This window comes from Qipengyuania sp. MTN3-11 (assembly GCF_042851825.1).
GTDB lineage: Bacteria > Pseudomonadota > Alphaproteobacteria > Sphingomonadales > Sphingomonadaceae > Qipengyuania.
Genome location: NZ_BTGM01000001.1, coordinates 18,079 through 32,533 on the forward strand (window position 1 = coordinate 18,079; position 14,455 = coordinate 32,533).

15 protein-coding genes and 1 tRNA gene are annotated in these 14,455 nt (G+C 66.4%); 6 read left to right on the forward strand and 10 right to left on the reverse strand.

The window, feature by feature from the left end:
* Nucleotides 1–33 precede the first annotated feature (33 nt).
* The 4 genes from ACGHN1_RS00110 to pepN all read right to left on the reverse strand — a co-directional run bounded on the left by ACGHN1_RS00110 (nucleotide 34) and on the right by pepN (nucleotide 5,452).
* Nucleotides 34–1,350: a cytochrome bc complex cytochrome b subunit gene (locus ACGHN1_RS00110; RefSeq protein ID WP_390547243.1), complete on the reverse strand. Its 1,317-nt coding sequence runs from the start codon at nucleotides 1,348–1,350 to the stop codon at nucleotides 34–36.
* Nucleotides 1,351–1,370: 20 nt separating this feature from the next.
* Nucleotides 1,371–1,943 (reverse strand): ubiquinol-cytochrome c reductase iron-sulfur subunit, encoded by a 573-nt coding sequence (petA, locus tag ACGHN1_RS00115; protein WP_390547245.1) that lies wholly within the window; start codon nucleotides 1,941–1,943, stop codon nucleotides 1,371–1,373.
* A gap of 190 nt (nucleotides 1,944–2,133) precedes the next feature.
* A complete protein-coding gene (pgeF, locus tag ACGHN1_RS00120) occupies nucleotides 2,134–2,805 on the reverse strand; it encodes a peptidoglycan editing factor PgeF (RefSeq protein WP_390547246.1) in 672 nt (223 codons plus the stop codon).
* On the reverse strand, nucleotides 2,798–5,452 hold the full coding sequence (gene pepN / locus ACGHN1_RS00125; protein WP_390547248.1) for an aminopeptidase N: 2,655 nt from the start codon (nucleotides 5,450–5,452) through the stop codon (nucleotides 2,798–2,800). The genes pgeF and pepN overlap by 8 nt, the downstream gene beginning before the upstream one ends.
* A 50-nt stretch (nucleotides 5,453–5,502) precedes the next feature.
* Between pepN and ACGHN1_RS00130 the strand changes: the two genes are divergently transcribed.
* On the forward strand, nucleotides 5,503–6,297 hold the full coding sequence (locus ACGHN1_RS00130; protein ID WP_390547250.1) for an SDR family NAD(P)-dependent oxidoreductase: 795 nt from the start codon (nucleotides 5,503–5,505) through the stop codon (nucleotides 6,295–6,297).
* Here ACGHN1_RS00130 and ACGHN1_RS00135 read toward each other — a convergent pair.
* Complete coding sequence (locus ACGHN1_RS00135; RefSeq protein WP_390547252.1) at nucleotides 6,272–7,216, reverse strand: DMT family transporter; 945 nt, start codon at nucleotides 7,214–7,216, stop codon at nucleotides 6,272–6,274. The genes ACGHN1_RS00130 and ACGHN1_RS00135 overlap by 26 nt on opposite strands.
* Entirely contained in the window at nucleotides 7,213–8,220 is a 1,008-nt protein-coding gene (locus ACGHN1_RS00140) for a threonine aldolase family protein (protein WP_390547254.1), read from the reverse strand. Before ACGHN1_RS00140 ends, ACGHN1_RS00135 begins: the two co-directional genes overlap by 4 nt.
* A gap of 51 nt (nucleotides 8,221–8,271) precedes the next feature.
* Here ACGHN1_RS00140 and ACGHN1_RS00145 point away from each other — a divergent pair, with 51 nt between their 5' ends.
* Entirely contained in the window at nucleotides 8,272–8,571 is a 300-nt protein-coding gene (locus ACGHN1_RS00145) for a GNAT family N-acetyltransferase (protein ID WP_390547255.1), read from the forward strand.
* On the opposite strand, the gene ACGHN1_RS00150 is transcribed toward ACGHN1_RS00145, so the two are convergent.
* From ACGHN1_RS00150 to ACGHN1_RS00165, 4 genes are all read right to left on the reverse strand, one after another.
* A complete protein-coding gene (locus ACGHN1_RS00150; protein ID WP_390547257.1) occupies nucleotides 8,572–10,083 on the reverse strand; it encodes a PH domain-containing protein in 1,512 nt (503 codons plus the stop codon).
* Nucleotides 10,080–10,577: a PH domain-containing protein gene (locus ACGHN1_RS00155; RefSeq protein ID WP_390547259.1), complete on the reverse strand. Its 498-nt coding sequence runs from the start codon at nucleotides 10,575–10,577 to the stop codon at nucleotides 10,080–10,082. The genes ACGHN1_RS00150 and ACGHN1_RS00155 overlap by 4 nt, the downstream gene beginning before the upstream one ends.
* A 32-nt stretch (nucleotides 10,578–10,609) precedes the next feature.
* The gene (locus tag ACGHN1_RS00160) at nucleotides 10,610–11,779 is read right to left on the reverse strand and encodes an acyl-CoA dehydrogenase family protein (RefSeq protein ID WP_390547260.1); all 1,170 of its coding nucleotides are present in this window, start codon (nucleotides 11,777–11,779) and stop codon (nucleotides 10,610–10,612) included.
* Between the two features lie 65 nt (nucleotides 11,780–11,844).
* Nucleotides 11,845–11,919 (reverse strand) — tRNA-Thr (locus tag ACGHN1_RS00165).
* A 117-nt stretch (nucleotides 11,920–12,036) separates the two neighbouring features.
* Between ACGHN1_RS00165 and ACGHN1_RS00170 the strand changes: the two genes are divergently transcribed.
* From ACGHN1_RS00170 to ACGHN1_RS00185, 4 genes are read left to right on the forward strand one after another with little or no spacing between them, the layout of a single operon-like run.
* Entirely contained in the window at nucleotides 12,037–12,177 is a 141-nt protein-coding gene (locus ACGHN1_RS00170) for a hypothetical protein (RefSeq protein WP_390547262.1), read from the forward strand.
* A gap of 34 nt (nucleotides 12,178–12,211) precedes the next feature.
* Entirely contained in the window at nucleotides 12,212–12,901 is a 690-nt protein-coding gene (gpmA, locus tag ACGHN1_RS00175) for a 2,3-diphosphoglycerate-dependent phosphoglycerate mutase (RefSeq protein WP_390547264.1), read from the forward strand.
* Nucleotides 12,894–13,388, forward strand: coding sequence for a 5-(carboxyamino)imidazole ribonucleotide mutase (gene purE, locus ACGHN1_RS00180; protein WP_390547266.1), 495 nt, complete (start codon nucleotides 12,894–12,896; stop codon nucleotides 13,386–13,388). The genes gpmA and purE overlap by 8 nt, the downstream gene beginning before the upstream one ends.
* Nucleotides 13,385–14,449 (forward strand): 5-(carboxyamino)imidazole ribonucleotide synthase, encoded by a 1,065-nt coding sequence (locus ACGHN1_RS00185; RefSeq protein ID WP_390547267.1) that lies wholly within the window; start codon nucleotides 13,385–13,387, stop codon nucleotides 14,447–14,449. Before purE ends, ACGHN1_RS00185 begins: the two co-directional genes overlap by 4 nt.
* Nucleotides 14,450–14,455 lie beyond the last annotated feature (6 nt).

Consider the following 14,455-nt stretch of genomic DNA (forward strand, 5'->3'; position numbering starts at 1 on the left):
CGTCTTCTCTTTTCTCTCTTCCTCAACCGCGGCTCAGACCGCCGGCTCCGTGTTTTCGCCGAGCACGGCCTTCTTGTCCGAGCCGAGCACAGCCTCGGTGATCGAATAGGGCAGGGGCTCGGGCCGCTCGACGAGGCTCACCAGGGGAAGGATCACCAGGAAATGCAGGAAGTAATAGGCGGTCGCCAGTTGGCTCGCCATCACATAGGGTTCCTCGGCCGGTGCCCCGCCGCACACGAACAGAACCAGCATCGCCGGAAGCAGACCGAACCAGAAGAACTTGCGGAACAGCGGCCGATAGTGACCGCTGCGCACAGGCGACTTGTCGAGCCAGGGCAGGAAGAACCAGCACAGGATCGCCGAGAACATGGCGAGGACGCCGAGCAGCTTGGCGGGGATCAGGACGATCGCGGTGAACGGAATCGTGAGGTCGCCGGTGAAGGCCCGCAGGATCGCGTAGAACGGCCAGAAATACCATTCGGGGACGATGTGCGCCGGGGTCGAAAGCGGGTTCGCCTCGATGTAATTGTCCGGGTGGCCGAGCGCGTTGGGCAGGAAGAATACCATCGCCAAGAAAAAGAGCAGCGCGACGCCCAGCCCGAAACCGTCCTTGGCGGTATAATAGGGATGGAAGGGCAGCGTGTCGCTCTCGCTCTTCACCTCGATACCCGTGGGGTTGCTCGACCCGGGTATGTGCAGCGCCCAGATGTGCAGGATCACCACGCCGGCGATCACGAAGGGCAGCAGGAAGTGCAGGGAGAAGAACCGGTTCAGCGCGGCATTGTCGGGCGCGTAACCGCCGAGCAGCCAGATCTGGATCGGCTCGCCGACCAGCGGGATCGCGCCGAACAAGCCGGTGATCACCTTGGCGCCCCAGAAGCTCATCTGCCCCCAGGGCAGGACGTAGCCCATGAAGGCGGTCGCCATCATCAGCAGGAAGATGACCACGCCCAGGAGCCAGATCATCTCGCGCGGGGCCTTGTAGGAGCTGTAGAACAGCCCGCGGAAGATGTGGATGTAGACCACGATGAAGAAGAAGCTGGCGCCGTTGGCATGGGCATAGCGCATCAACCAGCCCCAGTTGACGTCGCGCATGATGTGCTCGGTCGTCGCGAAGGCGACTTCGGCATTGGCGGCGTAATGCATCGCCAGGATCACCCCGGTGACGATCTGGAGCACCAGGAAGAAGCCGGCGAGCACGCCGAAATTCCAGAAATAGGACAGGTTGCGCGGCACCGGATAGCCCGCGCCCACCGCATTGTAGACGAGGCGCGGCAGCGGCAGCTTCTCGTCGAGAAACTTGGTCAGGCCGTTCGCCGGCGTGTATTGCTTGGCCCAGGGAAAGCTCATGGTCGTGTCTCTTCCAGTCCTCAGCCGACGACGATCGTGGTGTCGCTCGTGAACTCGTAGTCCGGCACTTCGAGATTGGTCGGTGCCGGGCCTTTGCGGATGCGCGCCGCGGTGTCGTAATGCGAGCCGTGGCAGGGGCAGAAATAGCCGCCGAACTCGCCCTTCACCTCGCCCTCGGCGGCACCCAGCGGGACGCAGCCGAGATGGGTGCAGACACCCATGGTGACGAGCATGTCGGTGTGCCCTTCCTTGGTCCGCTCCTCGAGGGTCTGCGGATCGCGCAGACTGCCGGGATCGACCGCGTCCGCCGCAGCGATCTCGGCCGGCGTCAGCCGCCGCACGAACAGCGGCTGCTTGCGGAACACCGCCTTGATCGCCTGGCCCGGCTCGATCGCGCCGACGTCAACCTCGGTCGTGCTCTCGGCGAGCACGTCCTTGGACGGGGCCATCTGGCTGATCAGCGGCAACAGCACCGCCACCCCGCCCACTCCGGCAGCGGAAACGGCGGCGATGTTGATGAAGTCGCGGCGGCGGATGCCGTCCTCGCTCGTGACCACAGTTTCGGGATTAGCGGTTGCAGCGGTCTCTGCCATCGGCCCCTATGCCTTGTTGCGCCTTGCGTGCCGGCCCCATGCCGGACGGCGGGAGCCCTTGCAATAATTCACCTTCCGGTATCCCGCGCGCAATTCCGACGAAAAACCCCTGCATTGCGCGCACGAGCCGGTTCGGATCGCGCCTCTAGCCTCTGGGCCGAAACTTGCCAACCGGCATTTTCGGCAAGGTCTATGCGCTTTGCCGCAAGCCGATCAGGCTGATCTGTCGCCCCCCGGTGGGCTCGCCGCGATGGGTGGCACGGCGATAGGAGCAGAAGCTCTCCTCCTCGGCATAGGTGTCTCTCGCCAGCATATCGACATGGCCGACCCCGGCATCCCGCAGACGAGCCGCGACGTAGCCGGCCAGGTCGAACTGGAAATGGCCCGCGCGCCCGTCGACGAAGAAGCGATCGTCGCCCTCGCCGAATTTTTTGCGGAAGGTTTCGTCCACCTCGTAGCTCGCCCGGGCGATGCAGGGGCCGATGGCCGCGACGATCCGCTCGGGCCGGGCGCCGAGTTCCTCCATTGCCGCCACCGTGTTCGCGACGATCCCGCCATGCGCGCCGCGCCATCCGGCATGAGCGGCGCCGACCACGCGCGCCTCGTCATCCGCCAGCAGCACCGGTGCACAGTCGGCCGTAACCACGCCCAGCACCAGACCGGGACGATCGGTGACCAGCGCATCGGCCTGCGGAGCGCGATCCTCGGGCCAGGGCTCTTCCACGCGCAGCACATGTGCCGAATGCACCTGCTTCGCGATCACCAGGGCAGCCCCGGGGATGACGTCCGCCGCGGAAGCACCGGCACGCGTGGAAAAGCCGTGCGGCACCGGCAGCGATTGCGAGCTCAGCAGGTCAGCCAAGGGAGCGCGTGACCTGTTCGTAGGTGTCGCGCGACAGCTTCGAAGCCGCGGCGATCCGTTCGAGCTGCTCGCGCATCAGCGCGGCACGCCCTTCCTCCATCCGCCGCCAACGCCCGAGAGCGGGAACGAAGCGCGCCGCGGTCTGGGCATTGATCGGATCGAGCGCGAGAATGAGGTCCGCGATCATCCGGTAGCCCTCGCCGCTCGCGGCGTGGAAGCCCTGCGGTGTCCCGGTGAAGGCCATGTAGAGCGAGCGCACGCGGTTGGGATTGCGCAGGGTGAAATCGGGATGATTCGCCAATGCCTCGACATGCCGGATGACCTGCGGATGGAGCGAGGAGGCCTGCAGCGCGAACCATTTGTCGATCACCAGCGGGTTGCCCCGGAACCGTTCGTAGAAATCGAGCAGCTTGTCCGTTCGCGCCGCGGTGTCCAGGCCGGTGAGGACCATCAGCGCGCCCTGGCGGTCGGTCATGTTGTCGGCGGCATCGTATTGCGCCGCGGCCAGCTCGGACGCCTGCGCCGGGTTCGCGGCCGCGAGATAGGTCAGAGCCATCGACTTGACCTTGCGCGCGCCCTTGGCCTGTGGATCCTGCGAATAGCCGATCGCGCTCGCGCGAGAGTGGAGCGCCCGCAGTTCCTCCCCGAGCGTTTCGCCGAGATCGGCCTTGAGCGCCTCGCGCTCGGCGGAAATCCGCCCGGGGTCGGCGAGCAGCACCTGATCCATCAGATAGCTGACGCCCGGCAGCATCATGAGCTCGCCGCGCATCAGATCGTCCAGCGCGTCATCCTCGAGGATAGCCTTCATCGCTCCGCCGATGTCCTCGCGCGCCGCCTTGCGCTCGTTCTCGCCGAGCGATTCGTCGGCGACTTCGAGAAGATGGCCCACGACCAGGTCCTGCATCGCCTCGTAGCGAGCGAAGGGATCGTCGTCGTTGCGGGCGAGGAAGGCGAGATCGGCCCGAGCCACATCCCGCTCGATCCGTACCGGAGCGGTGAAGCCGCGATTGACCGAGAGGACGGGCGGATCGACGAAGCCGTCGAAGTTCAGCGTTGCCGCCTCCTTCTCGAGAACGACCAATTCCTCGCCGCGATGCGCGCCGTTTTCGCGGTCGAACAGGGCGATGCGTAGCGGGATCGGCATGGGCTGTTTCTCGGCCTGGCCCGGGGTTGGTGGCACTTCCTGCGACAGCGCCAGCGTTGCTGTTTCGCCTTTGTGCGACAAGGCGACCTTCAGCTTCGGCGTGCCGGCTTGCGAATACCACAGCCGGAACTGTTCCAGGTCCAACCCGGCCCCCTCCTCGATCGCGACGACGAAATCCTCGCAGGTCGCTGCCTCGCCATCGTGGCGGTCGAAATAGAGGTCGGTGCCCTTGCGGAACCGCTCTTCGCCCGCCATCGAACGCATCATGCGGATGACCTCGGCCCCCTTGTTGTAGACCGTGCTGGTGTAGAAATTCGAGATTTCCCGATAGGAATCGGGTCGGATCGGATGCGCCAGCGGTCCGCTGTCCTCGGGGAACTGGACGCTGCGCAGTACGCGCACATCCTCAATGCGCTTGACGGGGGCGGAATGCATGTCCTGGCTGAACAGCTGGTCGCGCAGGACGGTGAAGCCTTCCTTGAGGCTGAGCTGGAACCAGTCGCGGCAGGTGACGCGGTTGCCCGACCAGTTGTGGAAGTATTCGTGTGCGATCACCCCCTCGATCGCATCGAAATCGCCGTCGGTGGCGGTTTCCGGGTCGGCGAGGACGTATTTGGTGTTGAAGACGTTGAGCCCCTTGTTCTCCATCGCCCCCATGTTGAAATCGGACACCGCGACGATGTTGTAGACGTCGAGATCGTATTCGCGGCCGAAGGTCTCCTCGTCCCATGTCATCGCCCGCTTGAGGCTTTCCATGGCATGTTCCGTCCGCTCCAGATCCCCTTCGCGCACCCAGACGGCAAGCTCGACCTCGCGCCCGCCCATGGTGGTGAAACGGTCCTTGCGCGCCACCAGATCGCCGGCGACCAGAGCGAACAGATAGCTCGGCTTGGGCCAGGGATCGTGCCACTCGGCATGGCGCATGCCGTCTCCGCTCTCCCCGTTTTGCACGGCGTTGCCGTTGCTGAGCAGGATCGGAAACTGCGCCGCCGGCCCGCGCATGGATACGGTGTAGACCGACAGGACGTCGGGCCGATCCGGGAAGAAGGTGATCCGCCGGAAACCTTCCGCTTCGCATTGCGTGCACAGCATGCCGTTCGAGGCGTAGAGCCCGCTCAGCTGCGAATTGGCCGAAGGGTCAATCTCGGTGACGATGGTCAGCCGATGCCGGTCTCCATCCAGCGTCACCACCAGATCGTCGCCGTCCATCATGTGGCCCTCGCAAGGCCCGTCGTCGCAGCTCAGCGAGACCAGCGTCAGCCCGTCGCCGTTGAGGCGGATGGTGGGCGAATTCTCGGCATCCGGATTGCGCTCGATCTCGAGCGTGGCGGTCACCCGGGTCTTTTCCAGTCCGAGTTCGAAATCCAGGCGCGTCGTCGGCACCAGCCAGGGAAACGGCGTGTAGTCCTGCCGCCGGATTTCCGGCGGCGCCTTGGGTTCCGGTGCGGCGTCGGCGAGCTGCGGGTTTCCGTCCGCGGTGGAGGGTGTGCGGGCAATATCCATGGAAGCGATGCAATCCTTTCGCGAAGCGCGTTTCCAGCTATTACGCGGCTATGGCGCGTTTGTTCATTTTCGGGCTGGGCTACACCGCCGGCCGGATCGCGAAAAGCATGGAAGCGCGGGGCTGGCGCGTGGACGCCACGGGCAGCGCCGGGAACGTGCCGTTCGACGATCGGGAGACGGTGCTGGCGTCGCTCCGAGGGGCGGATTGGGTGCTCTCCTCGGTCCCGCCCACCGAGGGCGCCGATCCGGTTTTGGAAGCCTATGGCGGCGATCTGGAGGGGATCGACCTCGCCTACCTCTCCTCGACCGGGGTCTATGGCGATGTCGGCGGTGCATGGGTCGACGAGAGCAGCCCGATCGGCGGCGGCCGCCGAGCGGCGCGCGCCGCATGCGACGAAGCCTGGCTCGAACGCGGCGCGCGCATTTTTCGTCTGCCGGGGATCTACGGGCCCGGCCGCAGCGCGCTCGACCGGGTGCGCGAAGGCAAGGCGCATCGCATCGATCTGCCCGATCAGGTCTTCAGCCGGGTGCATGTCGAGGACATCGTCTCGGGCGTCGTGGCGGCTATCGAGATCGCGGCACCCCCGGGAGCCTACAATCTTTCCGACGACCTGCCCGCCAGCCACAACGCCATCACAGAAGAAGCCTGCCGCCTGCTCGATAGGGCACCGCCACCGTTGCAGACCCTGGACGAGGCCGGCCTGTCGCAGATGGCCCGCGGGTTCTATGCCGAGAACCGCCGCGTCGCGAACGGCAAGGCGAAGCGCGTGCTGGGTTGGGAGCCGCGCCATTCGACCTATCGCGAGGGGCTGGCTGCGATCAGGGCTCGGGAACAGCGCGTCTAGGCGGCGGAGCGCCCCGGCCGCGCATCGCCACGACCATTCCGGCGAGGGTGACGATGGCTCCGGCTGCGGGCAACGGCCCCCAGCGAAACCCTTCGAAGAGGGTCGAAAGGATCATCGCAACGATCGGGACGATGACACTGGTGTAAGCCGCCTGTCCGGCCCCGACCTTGCGTACGAGACCGTAATAGAGCGGGAACGTCGCGACCGAACCCAGCAACCCGAGATAGAGGATGCCCAGAGCGTAAGCGGGCCGGGTATCGAAGACGGGCGGGCCCTGAGTGGCCAACGCGACGCCGGCGTTGAACGCCACCCCGGCGGCCATCGACCACGCCAGCAGCGTCAGCAGCGGCAGCCGCTTCGCCCCCTCCATCGCCTGGACGATGTTGGCGGCGCTGGCGGAGAGGATACCGCCCGCCGTCAGCGCCGTGCCCAGCAGGACTTCGGTCAGCGTCGCGGGCGAGGCGCGCCATTCCTGCGCCAGCAACAGCGCGACGCCGATCGCCGCTATGCCCGAACCGAGCACGAATTCGCGGCGGATCGGCTGACCCAGCACGAGCCTGCCGAAAATGGCGTTGGGAACTACCAGCAGCGCGAACATCACCGCGACGAGGCCCGAGGTGATGAACCGCTCGGCATTGTAGACGAAGGTGAAGTTGAAGGAGAACTGGAACAGCCCGAGCGCGACGACCCACCGCCAGCCGGAGCGTGGCAGGGCCAGCGGCTCGCCGCGCAGCTTCGCCAGCGCGAACATGCCCAGCGAGGCAACGATGAAGCGATAGGTGATCGACCAGCTCGCCGGGACGGCGGACAACTGGTCCTTGATGACCAGCCAGGTCCCGCCCCACAGCAGGCTGACGAGCAGAAATGCGGCAAGATTGCGCGGGGCGAACAGCGTCTCGCCCGATGAGGTCGCGGTCATAGCCCGCCGACGGCTTCCGCCAGGGCCCGGGCATCGTCCTCGCGCGTGTCCCAGGCGGTGACGAAACGCGCGGCATCCCCGCCCCAGTCGTAGAAATCGAAACCCTGCGTCCGCAGCGTCTCGCGTTCGGTCGCAGTGCACCTCACGAACAGCTCGTTGGCCTCGACGGGGTGTATCAGCCTGTCACCGCAATTCCCGGCGATCTCCTGCGCGGCAGCATTGGCTTGCCTGGCGTTGTCCAGCCAGAGGTCCCCGTCGAGCATGGCGATCAGCTGCGCGGCCAGGAACCGGCCCTTCGACTGGAGATGGCCCGCGCGCTTGCGGCGGTAGCGCGCGACATCCGCCAGCCCCACATCGAAGAACAGCACCGCTTCGGCATTCATGCCGCCGTTCTTGACGCAACCGAAGCTGAGCGCATCGATCGGCCCCGCCGCCCCGGCCGCAGAACCCTCGAGAAAGGCTGCGGCATTGGCGAACCGCGCCCCGTCCATGTGCAAGCCCAGCCCGCGCTCGCGCGCCAGCTCGGCGATCGCGGCGACCTCCTTCGGTCGGTAGGCACAGCCGTATTCGCTCGCCTGAGTGATCGAGATCGCGTGCGGCTGCACCTGATGGACATCGTCGCGAATCGGGTCGATCGCCGCGCGGATCGTATCGGGGGTCAGCCTCGCGCTCTCGCCCTCGGCCAGCAGGAGCTTCGCACCGTGGAGAAAGAAGCCCGGCGCACCCCCTTCGTCCATCTCGATATGCGCCTCGCGATGGCAAACGACCCCGCCGTGCGGCTGGACCATCGTCGCCAGAGCAAGGCAGTTCGCCGCCGTTCCGGTGGCCACCCACAAGGCAACGCACTCGCGCCCGAACGCTTCGGAGAAACGTTCGTCCAGCGCCTGCGACAGCGCATCGCCATCATAGGGTGTCTGCGCCTCGTCGGCCGCCTTCATGGCCTCCCAAACCTTGGGATGGACCGCGGCGGAATTGTCGGACAGGAACTGGCGGGATCGGGTCATGGGGAACGGCCATAGCCACGCGGCGATTGGTTGCAAGAAGGAGGCGAGAGCATGGCCGACGACAGTATCACGATCGAACACCGCGACACCCCGGGCGGCGGGGAATATCGCGCCCGGACCGCCGACGGCGAACATGCCGGCGAGCTGACCTGGCATCCGCGCGGAGAGGATGTGCGGGTGGCCGACCACACCGGCGTGCCGCCCGCGATGCGCGGCCGCGGCATCGCCGAACGGCTCGTCGAAGCCTTGATCGCCGATGCGCGGGAGAAGGGCTTCCGGATCGTTCCGGCCTGTTCCTATGTCGCCGCGCAGTTCCGGCGCCGTCCCGACTGGAGCGACCTCAAGGCCTGATCAGACGAGCTCGCTGAAATCGGTGCGCGCGATCGATGCCAGCACCGCGCCGCGCAGTTCACGGGCCCGCTCGAGCGGGATCCCGTGGATGCGGAAATTCCCGCCGGCGAGCCCGAGATGCAGGTGCGCATAGCCGCGACGGCGCGCCAGCGGCCCTTGCGCGATCTCGACCGACTGTAGCTTGACCCGGTTGGCGATCGAGGTTTTCGGGGAAAGCCAGCTTCGCCGGACGTAGATTTGCCGCGCATCGCATGCATTTGCGGCGAACCGCCAGTTGTAGAGCTCGACGAGCCCCACGGCGATCATCCCGATCATCGGCACCAGCGCCACCTCGCTCCGCGGCGATAGCGAGAGGCCGATCGCCATAACCGCCAATATCAATCCCGCCGCGATGACCCGGTCGATCCGGTAACGAGAGTCGCCGCGCTTCCAGTCGGTTTCTACCGGCGGCAGGGCGAAACCGGTCGTCGCCACGATCGGTGCTATCTCCTCCATCTGCGCGAAGGGCGCGGCATCGTGGCTGGCGTTTCCGCTATCCTGGGCGAGGCTGACAACGCTGAGCTTGTGCCAGCCGAAGAATCGGCGGACGAGACCGGTACCCACGCGCAGTGCCTGGACCCGGTGCACGGGCATCACCACGTCGGTCCGGGTCAGCAGACCTCGCCGCCGACGCAGCCCCTTGTCGGTCCGTTCGAGCCGGAAATCCCATTCGCGCAGAACGGTGCGGATCAGACCCGTGCCGAATCCCACCGCGAGCAGGATCAGGGCTGCGATCGCGCCGCCGGCGATCTGCGCCGCGAACCCGAGCCCGGCCAGCCACTGTCCCGGCCCCGCGAGCCGCGCCTGCCATTCCTCGAAATCCCACAGGTCGAAAGGCAGCAGGAAATCGAACTGCTGGGCAAAGCCGGCAAAGCCCGCCACCACCACCAGCGAGAACTCGAACAGGCCGAAGGTGACGACCCGGCGCGGGCCCATCGTGAAAAGGAGTTCGTCCTGCTCCGCCCGCTCCACCACCGCATCCTTGGTCGAGAGCGATTCGCCGTCACGCCGTGCCCGGACCAGTTCACGCAGGCGCTCGCCCTCCGCTTCGGTGAGATAGGCGAGCGTCAACTCGTCCTTGCCCCCCGCCCCGGTCTCGAACTTGACCTGAACCAGGCCGAACAGTCGCGGAACAAGTTTCTGTTCGATGCTGACGTCCTGGATGCGTTCGTACGGCACCGAACGCGCCTGGCGGGAGACAATGCCGCTCTCGACCCGGATGTCGGCAGGATTGACCTGATAGGTAAATCGCCGCCAGCCGAGCCAGGCGAAGAAGAAGTTCGCACCGATCGCCGCCAGCACAATGGGCAGGAAATAGACGATGAGATCGCCAAGGTCGCCATCGTCGAGAATGGTGTAACCGGCGAAGCCGAGCGGCACGACAAGCTGGGTCAGCATCGCCAGCGCCTTGACCGCGAAGCTGCGCGGGTCGGTGCGTTGCGGTGCGCCCCCGACGCTCTCCGGCCCGCTCACAGCGTATCGCGCTCGATCGCAGCGCGGATCGTTTCGCGCATGGCCAAGGCATCCTCGTGCGCCAGACCCGGCAGCTGGACCGAGGCATTGTGCGTACCGGCGGTGTGCACCGTCAGCGTGGCGAGGTCGTAGGCGCGTTCCAGGGGTCCTTGGTCCACATCTATGTGCTGGACCCGTCCGAACGGCACGATCGTGTCGGAATGGAAGAGAATACCCCTTACCACGCGGAGGCGATCGTCCGAAAGCGCGTAACCCCGCGCCGCCCATCGCCGCGACGGGAACCGGAAGATGAGAAGCGCGACCAGGACAAGCGCGGGAACGGCCGCATAGAGCGACCAGCCCGCGATCGCGATGCCGGGGACCGTGGCGGCGATCAGCACGGGAATGGACCAGATCAGCCCGACGATGCGCAGCACCGTGCGGTAACGCGGATCGAGTTGCGAGAGTTCGGCAGCCACTTCCCGATCGGCCGGCGCGTCGGCAATTTGGTTCATAGCGTACTATCTACCTAACACACTCATTCCGATCAACCACGCTGGTCGAACCGCCGGCCGATCATGGCCGCGGCGATATTGGTCTTCTGCACGTCGGTCGTCCCCCCTGCGATGCCCCAGGCGAAGCCGTCGCGCACCCGCTGTTCCATGCCATATTCGCGATGGTAGCCGTAACCGCCCATCACTTGCATGGCATTGGCGGTTACCGAACGGACGATCTCGTTGGCGTAGCATTTGGCGAGGCTGCTCTCGTAGACGCTCGGCAGCCCGTTCTCCTGATGCGCGGCATTGGCCGCGGCGCGGTAGATCAGCAGCCGCGCCGCCTCCACCTGCATCGCCATCTCGGCGAGCCGCAATTGAACCGCCTGGAAATCGACGATCGGCTTGCCGAAGGCCTCGCGTTCCTGGACATAGGCGCTCGCCTGCTCGAGCGCGGCGGCGGCGAGACCCAGGCTCTGTGTGGCATTACCGCAGCGCTCGAGGCCGAAAGCCGCCATCAGCCGTCCGAACCCGCCTGCCCCGACGATCAGATTGTCCTTGGGCACCCGGACCCCGTCGAAGGAAATGTCGCGCGTCTCTATGCCCCGAAAGCCCATCAACGGCTCGCGCTTGCCGAAGCTCACACCTGCCGTATCCTTGGCAACGAGCAGTGCGCCGATCCCCTTGGCGCCCGGCGCATCGGACAGCCGGCAATAAACCACATAGAATTGCGCGTGTCCCGCCCCGCTGGTCCAGCGCTTGGTGCCGTCGAGCAGGTAGTGATCGCCTTCATCGCGCGCCCGGGTGGAGAGGTCGGTCAGCGCGGTACCAGCTTCGGGTTCGGACATCGAGACCGCCACCGTCGCCTCGCCGCGCGCGACCTTGGGGATGATTCGCTGCTGCAAAGAGCCGCTGCCGAACAGGGCGATCGTCCGCACCGGGCCGACCAGTGCCTCGAACACCGGAAATGCGACGGCGTTGGAAATCATCGCGAACTGTTCGAGGACCAGCAAGGCTTCGAGATGGCCTAGGCCGAGGCCACCGTATTTCTCGGGCAGATTGACGCCCAGAAACCCCTGTTTGCCATAGCGGCGGACCATTTCGTCGGGGACGGGGAAATCCTTTTCCTCCATCTCCCGCGCCAGCTCGGTCAGCTCCCCTTGCGCGAACCTGCGTGCAGCCTCCTGAAGGTCGCGTTGCTGTTCGGTAAGCTGAAAGTCCATCGGGGTATCTCCTGTCGCGCGACGGGTGGCGGATGGCCGGAGGCGGCGCAAGCGGAGAAAATTAATGGTGCTGCTGGGGAGGATTGAACTCCCGGCCTCACCCTTACCAAGGGTGCGCTCTACCACTGAGCTACAGCAGCACGGGGGAGCCTGCCTCGGATCATGTGCCGAGTGGCCGGGCGCGCCTATTGTCGCGAGGGCGGGGAAAGTCAAGCACGGCTTGCGCCGGGCGGGCCGTTCTCGCATGAAGGGATGCGATGGCCGATGCCCCCGACAAAACTTCGCGCGAAGAGCGGCTGGCGGCGAAATTGCGCGAGAACCTGCGCCGCCGCAAGACGCAGGCGCGCGATCTGAAGGAAGGCGACAGACCGCTTTCCAAAGAGCCGCCGCAGCGCTAACGCGCATTGCTCCCGCAACCCCGTCGGAGCCACAATGTCCAAATTGATCCTCGTCCGCCACGGCCAGAGCGAATGGAACCTCGCCAACCGCTTCACCGGCTGGTGGGATGTCGACCTGACCGACAAGGGCGTCGAGGAAGCGGTGGCGGCGGGCGAGCTGCTCAAAAACAAAGGTCTGCTGCCGACGATCGCCTTCACCAGCTTCCAGACGCGCGCGATCAAGACGCTGCATCTGGCGCTCGAAGCCTGCGATCGGCTGTGGATCCAGGAAATCAAGGACTGGCGGCTGAACGAGCGCCATTACGGCGGCCTGACCGGGCTCGACAAGCAACAGACCCGCGAGAAGCACGGCGACGAGCAGGTCCACATCTGGCGCCGCAGCTTCGACGTGCCACCGCCCGATATCGACAAAGGCAGCGAATTCGACCTGTCGGACGATCCGCGTTACGCCGGCGTGCCGGTGCCGCGCGCCGAAAGCCTGAAGCTCACCATCGAGCGAGTGCTGCCCTTCTGGGAAAGCGACATCCTGCCGCGGCTGTCGACCGGAGAGACGGTGATCGTTTCGGCCCACGGCAATTCGCTGCGGGCGCTGGTCAAGCACCTCTCGGGCATTTCCGACGAAGACATCACCGGCCTGGAGATCCCGACGGGCCAGCCGATCGTCTACGAATTCGGCGAGAACCTGCGCCCTGCCGGCGAACGCTACTATCTCAAGGATGCCTGACGCGATGGGCAGGGTGGCGATCATAATGGGCTCGCAGTCGGACTGGCCGACGATGCGCAAGGCCGCCGAGGTGCTCGACGAGCTCCGCGTCGACCACGAGGCGCGGATCGTCTCGGCGCACCGCACCCCCGATCGGATGGCGGCTTTCGCGAAGGGCGCGGCGGACGAGGGGTTCGCGGTGATCATCGCCGGGGCCGGCGGCGCGGCCCATCTTCCCGGCATGGTGGCTGCCATGACCCATCTGCCGGTGCTCGGAGTGCCGGTGCAGTCGAAGGCGCTCTCGGGGCAGGACAGCCTGCTCTCGATCGTCCAGATGCCCGCCGGGGTCCCGGTCGGCACGCTGGCGATCGGCGAGGCGGGGGCGACCAATGCCGGGCTCCTCGCCGCCAGCATTCTCGCCACCAGCGATGACGCGCTGACCGACCGCCTGAAGGCATGGCGGCGCAGTCAGACCGACCGGGTGACGGAACGGCCCGAGGATCGATGACGGCGCTCGAACCCGGCAGCACGATCGGTATTCTCGGCGGCGGCCAGCTCGGCCGGATGCTGGCGACGAGCGCCGCGCAATTGGGATTTCGCTGCATCGGCTATGCGCCGGAGGGCGACAACGTCGCTGCACCGGTGAGTGCCGACTTCTTTACCAACCGCTGGGACGACACCGCCGCGCTTGCCGCCTTCGCCGCCGCCTGCGACCGCATCACCTGGGAGTTCGAGAACGTCCCTCTCGAAGCGATCGACGCGCTGCCGCAGCGCCGCCTCCATCCGCCACGGCTCGCGCTCGAAACGGCGCAGGACCGGATGAAGGAGAAGCGCTTCGTCGGCGGGTTGGGAGGCCGCACCGCGCCTTACGAAGCCGTGGAGAACATTGCCGATCTCACCCGCGCGATCGAGCGGATCGGTACCCCCGGCATCCTCAAGACCTGCCGCAACGGCTACGACGGCAAGGGCCAGTGGCGGATCTCATCGGACCGCGACGCACAGGGTGTCAACCTGCCCGGGGCTCCGACCGTCTACGAAGGTTTCGTCCGCTTCGACGCGGAATTTTCGGTGATCCTGGTCCGCAGCCGCGAAGGCGAAGTGCGCTTCTGGGACAGCCCGCACAACATCCACGAGGACGGCATTCTCGCCCGCTCGATCCTGCCCGCCGGCGAGGCGGTGGAGGCCCAGGTCCCCGAAGCGCGCGAACTGGCCCGGCAGGTCGCCGACGCATTGAAATACGTCGGCGTGCTGACGCTCGAATTCTTCGCCACGGCGGAAGGCCCGGTGTTCAACGAGATGGCGCCGCGGGTGCACAATTCGGGCCACTGGACGATCGAGGGCGCGGCGACGAGCCAGTTCGAGAACCACATCCGCGCCGTGGCCGGTCTGCCGCTGGGCGACACGCGGTCGATCGCCTCCCGTGTCGAGATGACCAACATCATCGGCAAGGCGGCACACAGCGCGCAGGATTGCCTCGCCGACCCTGACGCCCACCTCCACCTCTACGGCAAACGCCAGGTCCGCGCGGGCCGCAAGATGGGCCATGTGACCCGGCTGTCCGACGCATGAGGCGTT

Excerpts from the sequence above, each read along its gene's own strand:
- ACGHN1_RS00110 (WP_390547243.1), bottom strand. The coding sequence starts at position 1,350 with ATGAGCTTTCCCTGGGCCAAGCAATACACGCCGGCGAACGGCCTGACC.
- petA (WP_390547245.1), bottom strand. The coding sequence starts at position 1,943 with ATGGCAGAGACCGCTGCAACCGCTAATCCCGAAACTGTGGTCACGAGC.
- pepN (WP_390547248.1), bottom strand. The coding sequence starts at position 5,452 with ATGGATATTGCCCGCACACCCTCCACCGCGGACGGAAACCCGCAGCTC.
- ACGHN1_RS00130 (WP_390547250.1), top strand. The coding sequence starts at position 5,503 with ATGGCGCGTTTGTTCATTTTCGGGCTGGGCTACACCGCCGGCCGGATC.
- ACGHN1_RS00135 (WP_390547252.1), bottom strand. The coding sequence starts at position 7,216 with ATGACCGCGACCTCATCGGGCGAGACGCTGTTCGCCCCGCGCAATCTT.
- ACGHN1_RS00140 (WP_390547254.1), bottom strand. The coding sequence starts at position 8,220 with ATGACCCGATCCCGCCAGTTCCTGTCCGACAATTCCGCCGCGGTCCAT.
- ACGHN1_RS00145 (WP_390547255.1), top strand. The coding sequence starts at position 8,272 with ATGGCCGACGACAGTATCACGATCGAACACCGCGACACCCCGGGCGGC.
- ACGHN1_RS00155 (WP_390547259.1), bottom strand. The coding sequence starts at position 10,577 with ATGAACCAAATTGCCGACGCGCCGGCCGATCGGGAAGTGGCTGCCGAA.
- ACGHN1_RS00160 (WP_390547260.1), bottom strand. The coding sequence starts at position 11,779 with ATGGACTTTCAGCTTACCGAACAGCAACGCGACCTTCAGGAGGCTGCA.
- ACGHN1_RS00170 (WP_390547262.1), top strand. The coding sequence starts at position 12,037 with ATGGCCGATGCCCCCGACAAAACTTCGCGCGAAGAGCGGCTGGCGGCG.
- gpmA (WP_390547264.1), top strand. The coding sequence starts at position 12,212 with ATGTCCAAATTGATCCTCGTCCGCCACGGCCAGAGCGAATGGAACCTC.
- purE (WP_390547266.1), top strand. The coding sequence starts at position 12,894 with ATGCCTGACGCGATGGGCAGGGTGGCGATCATAATGGGCTCGCAGTCG.
- ACGHN1_RS00185 (WP_390547267.1), top strand. The coding sequence starts at position 13,385 with ATGACGGCGCTCGAACCCGGCAGCACGATCGGTATTCTCGGCGGCGGC.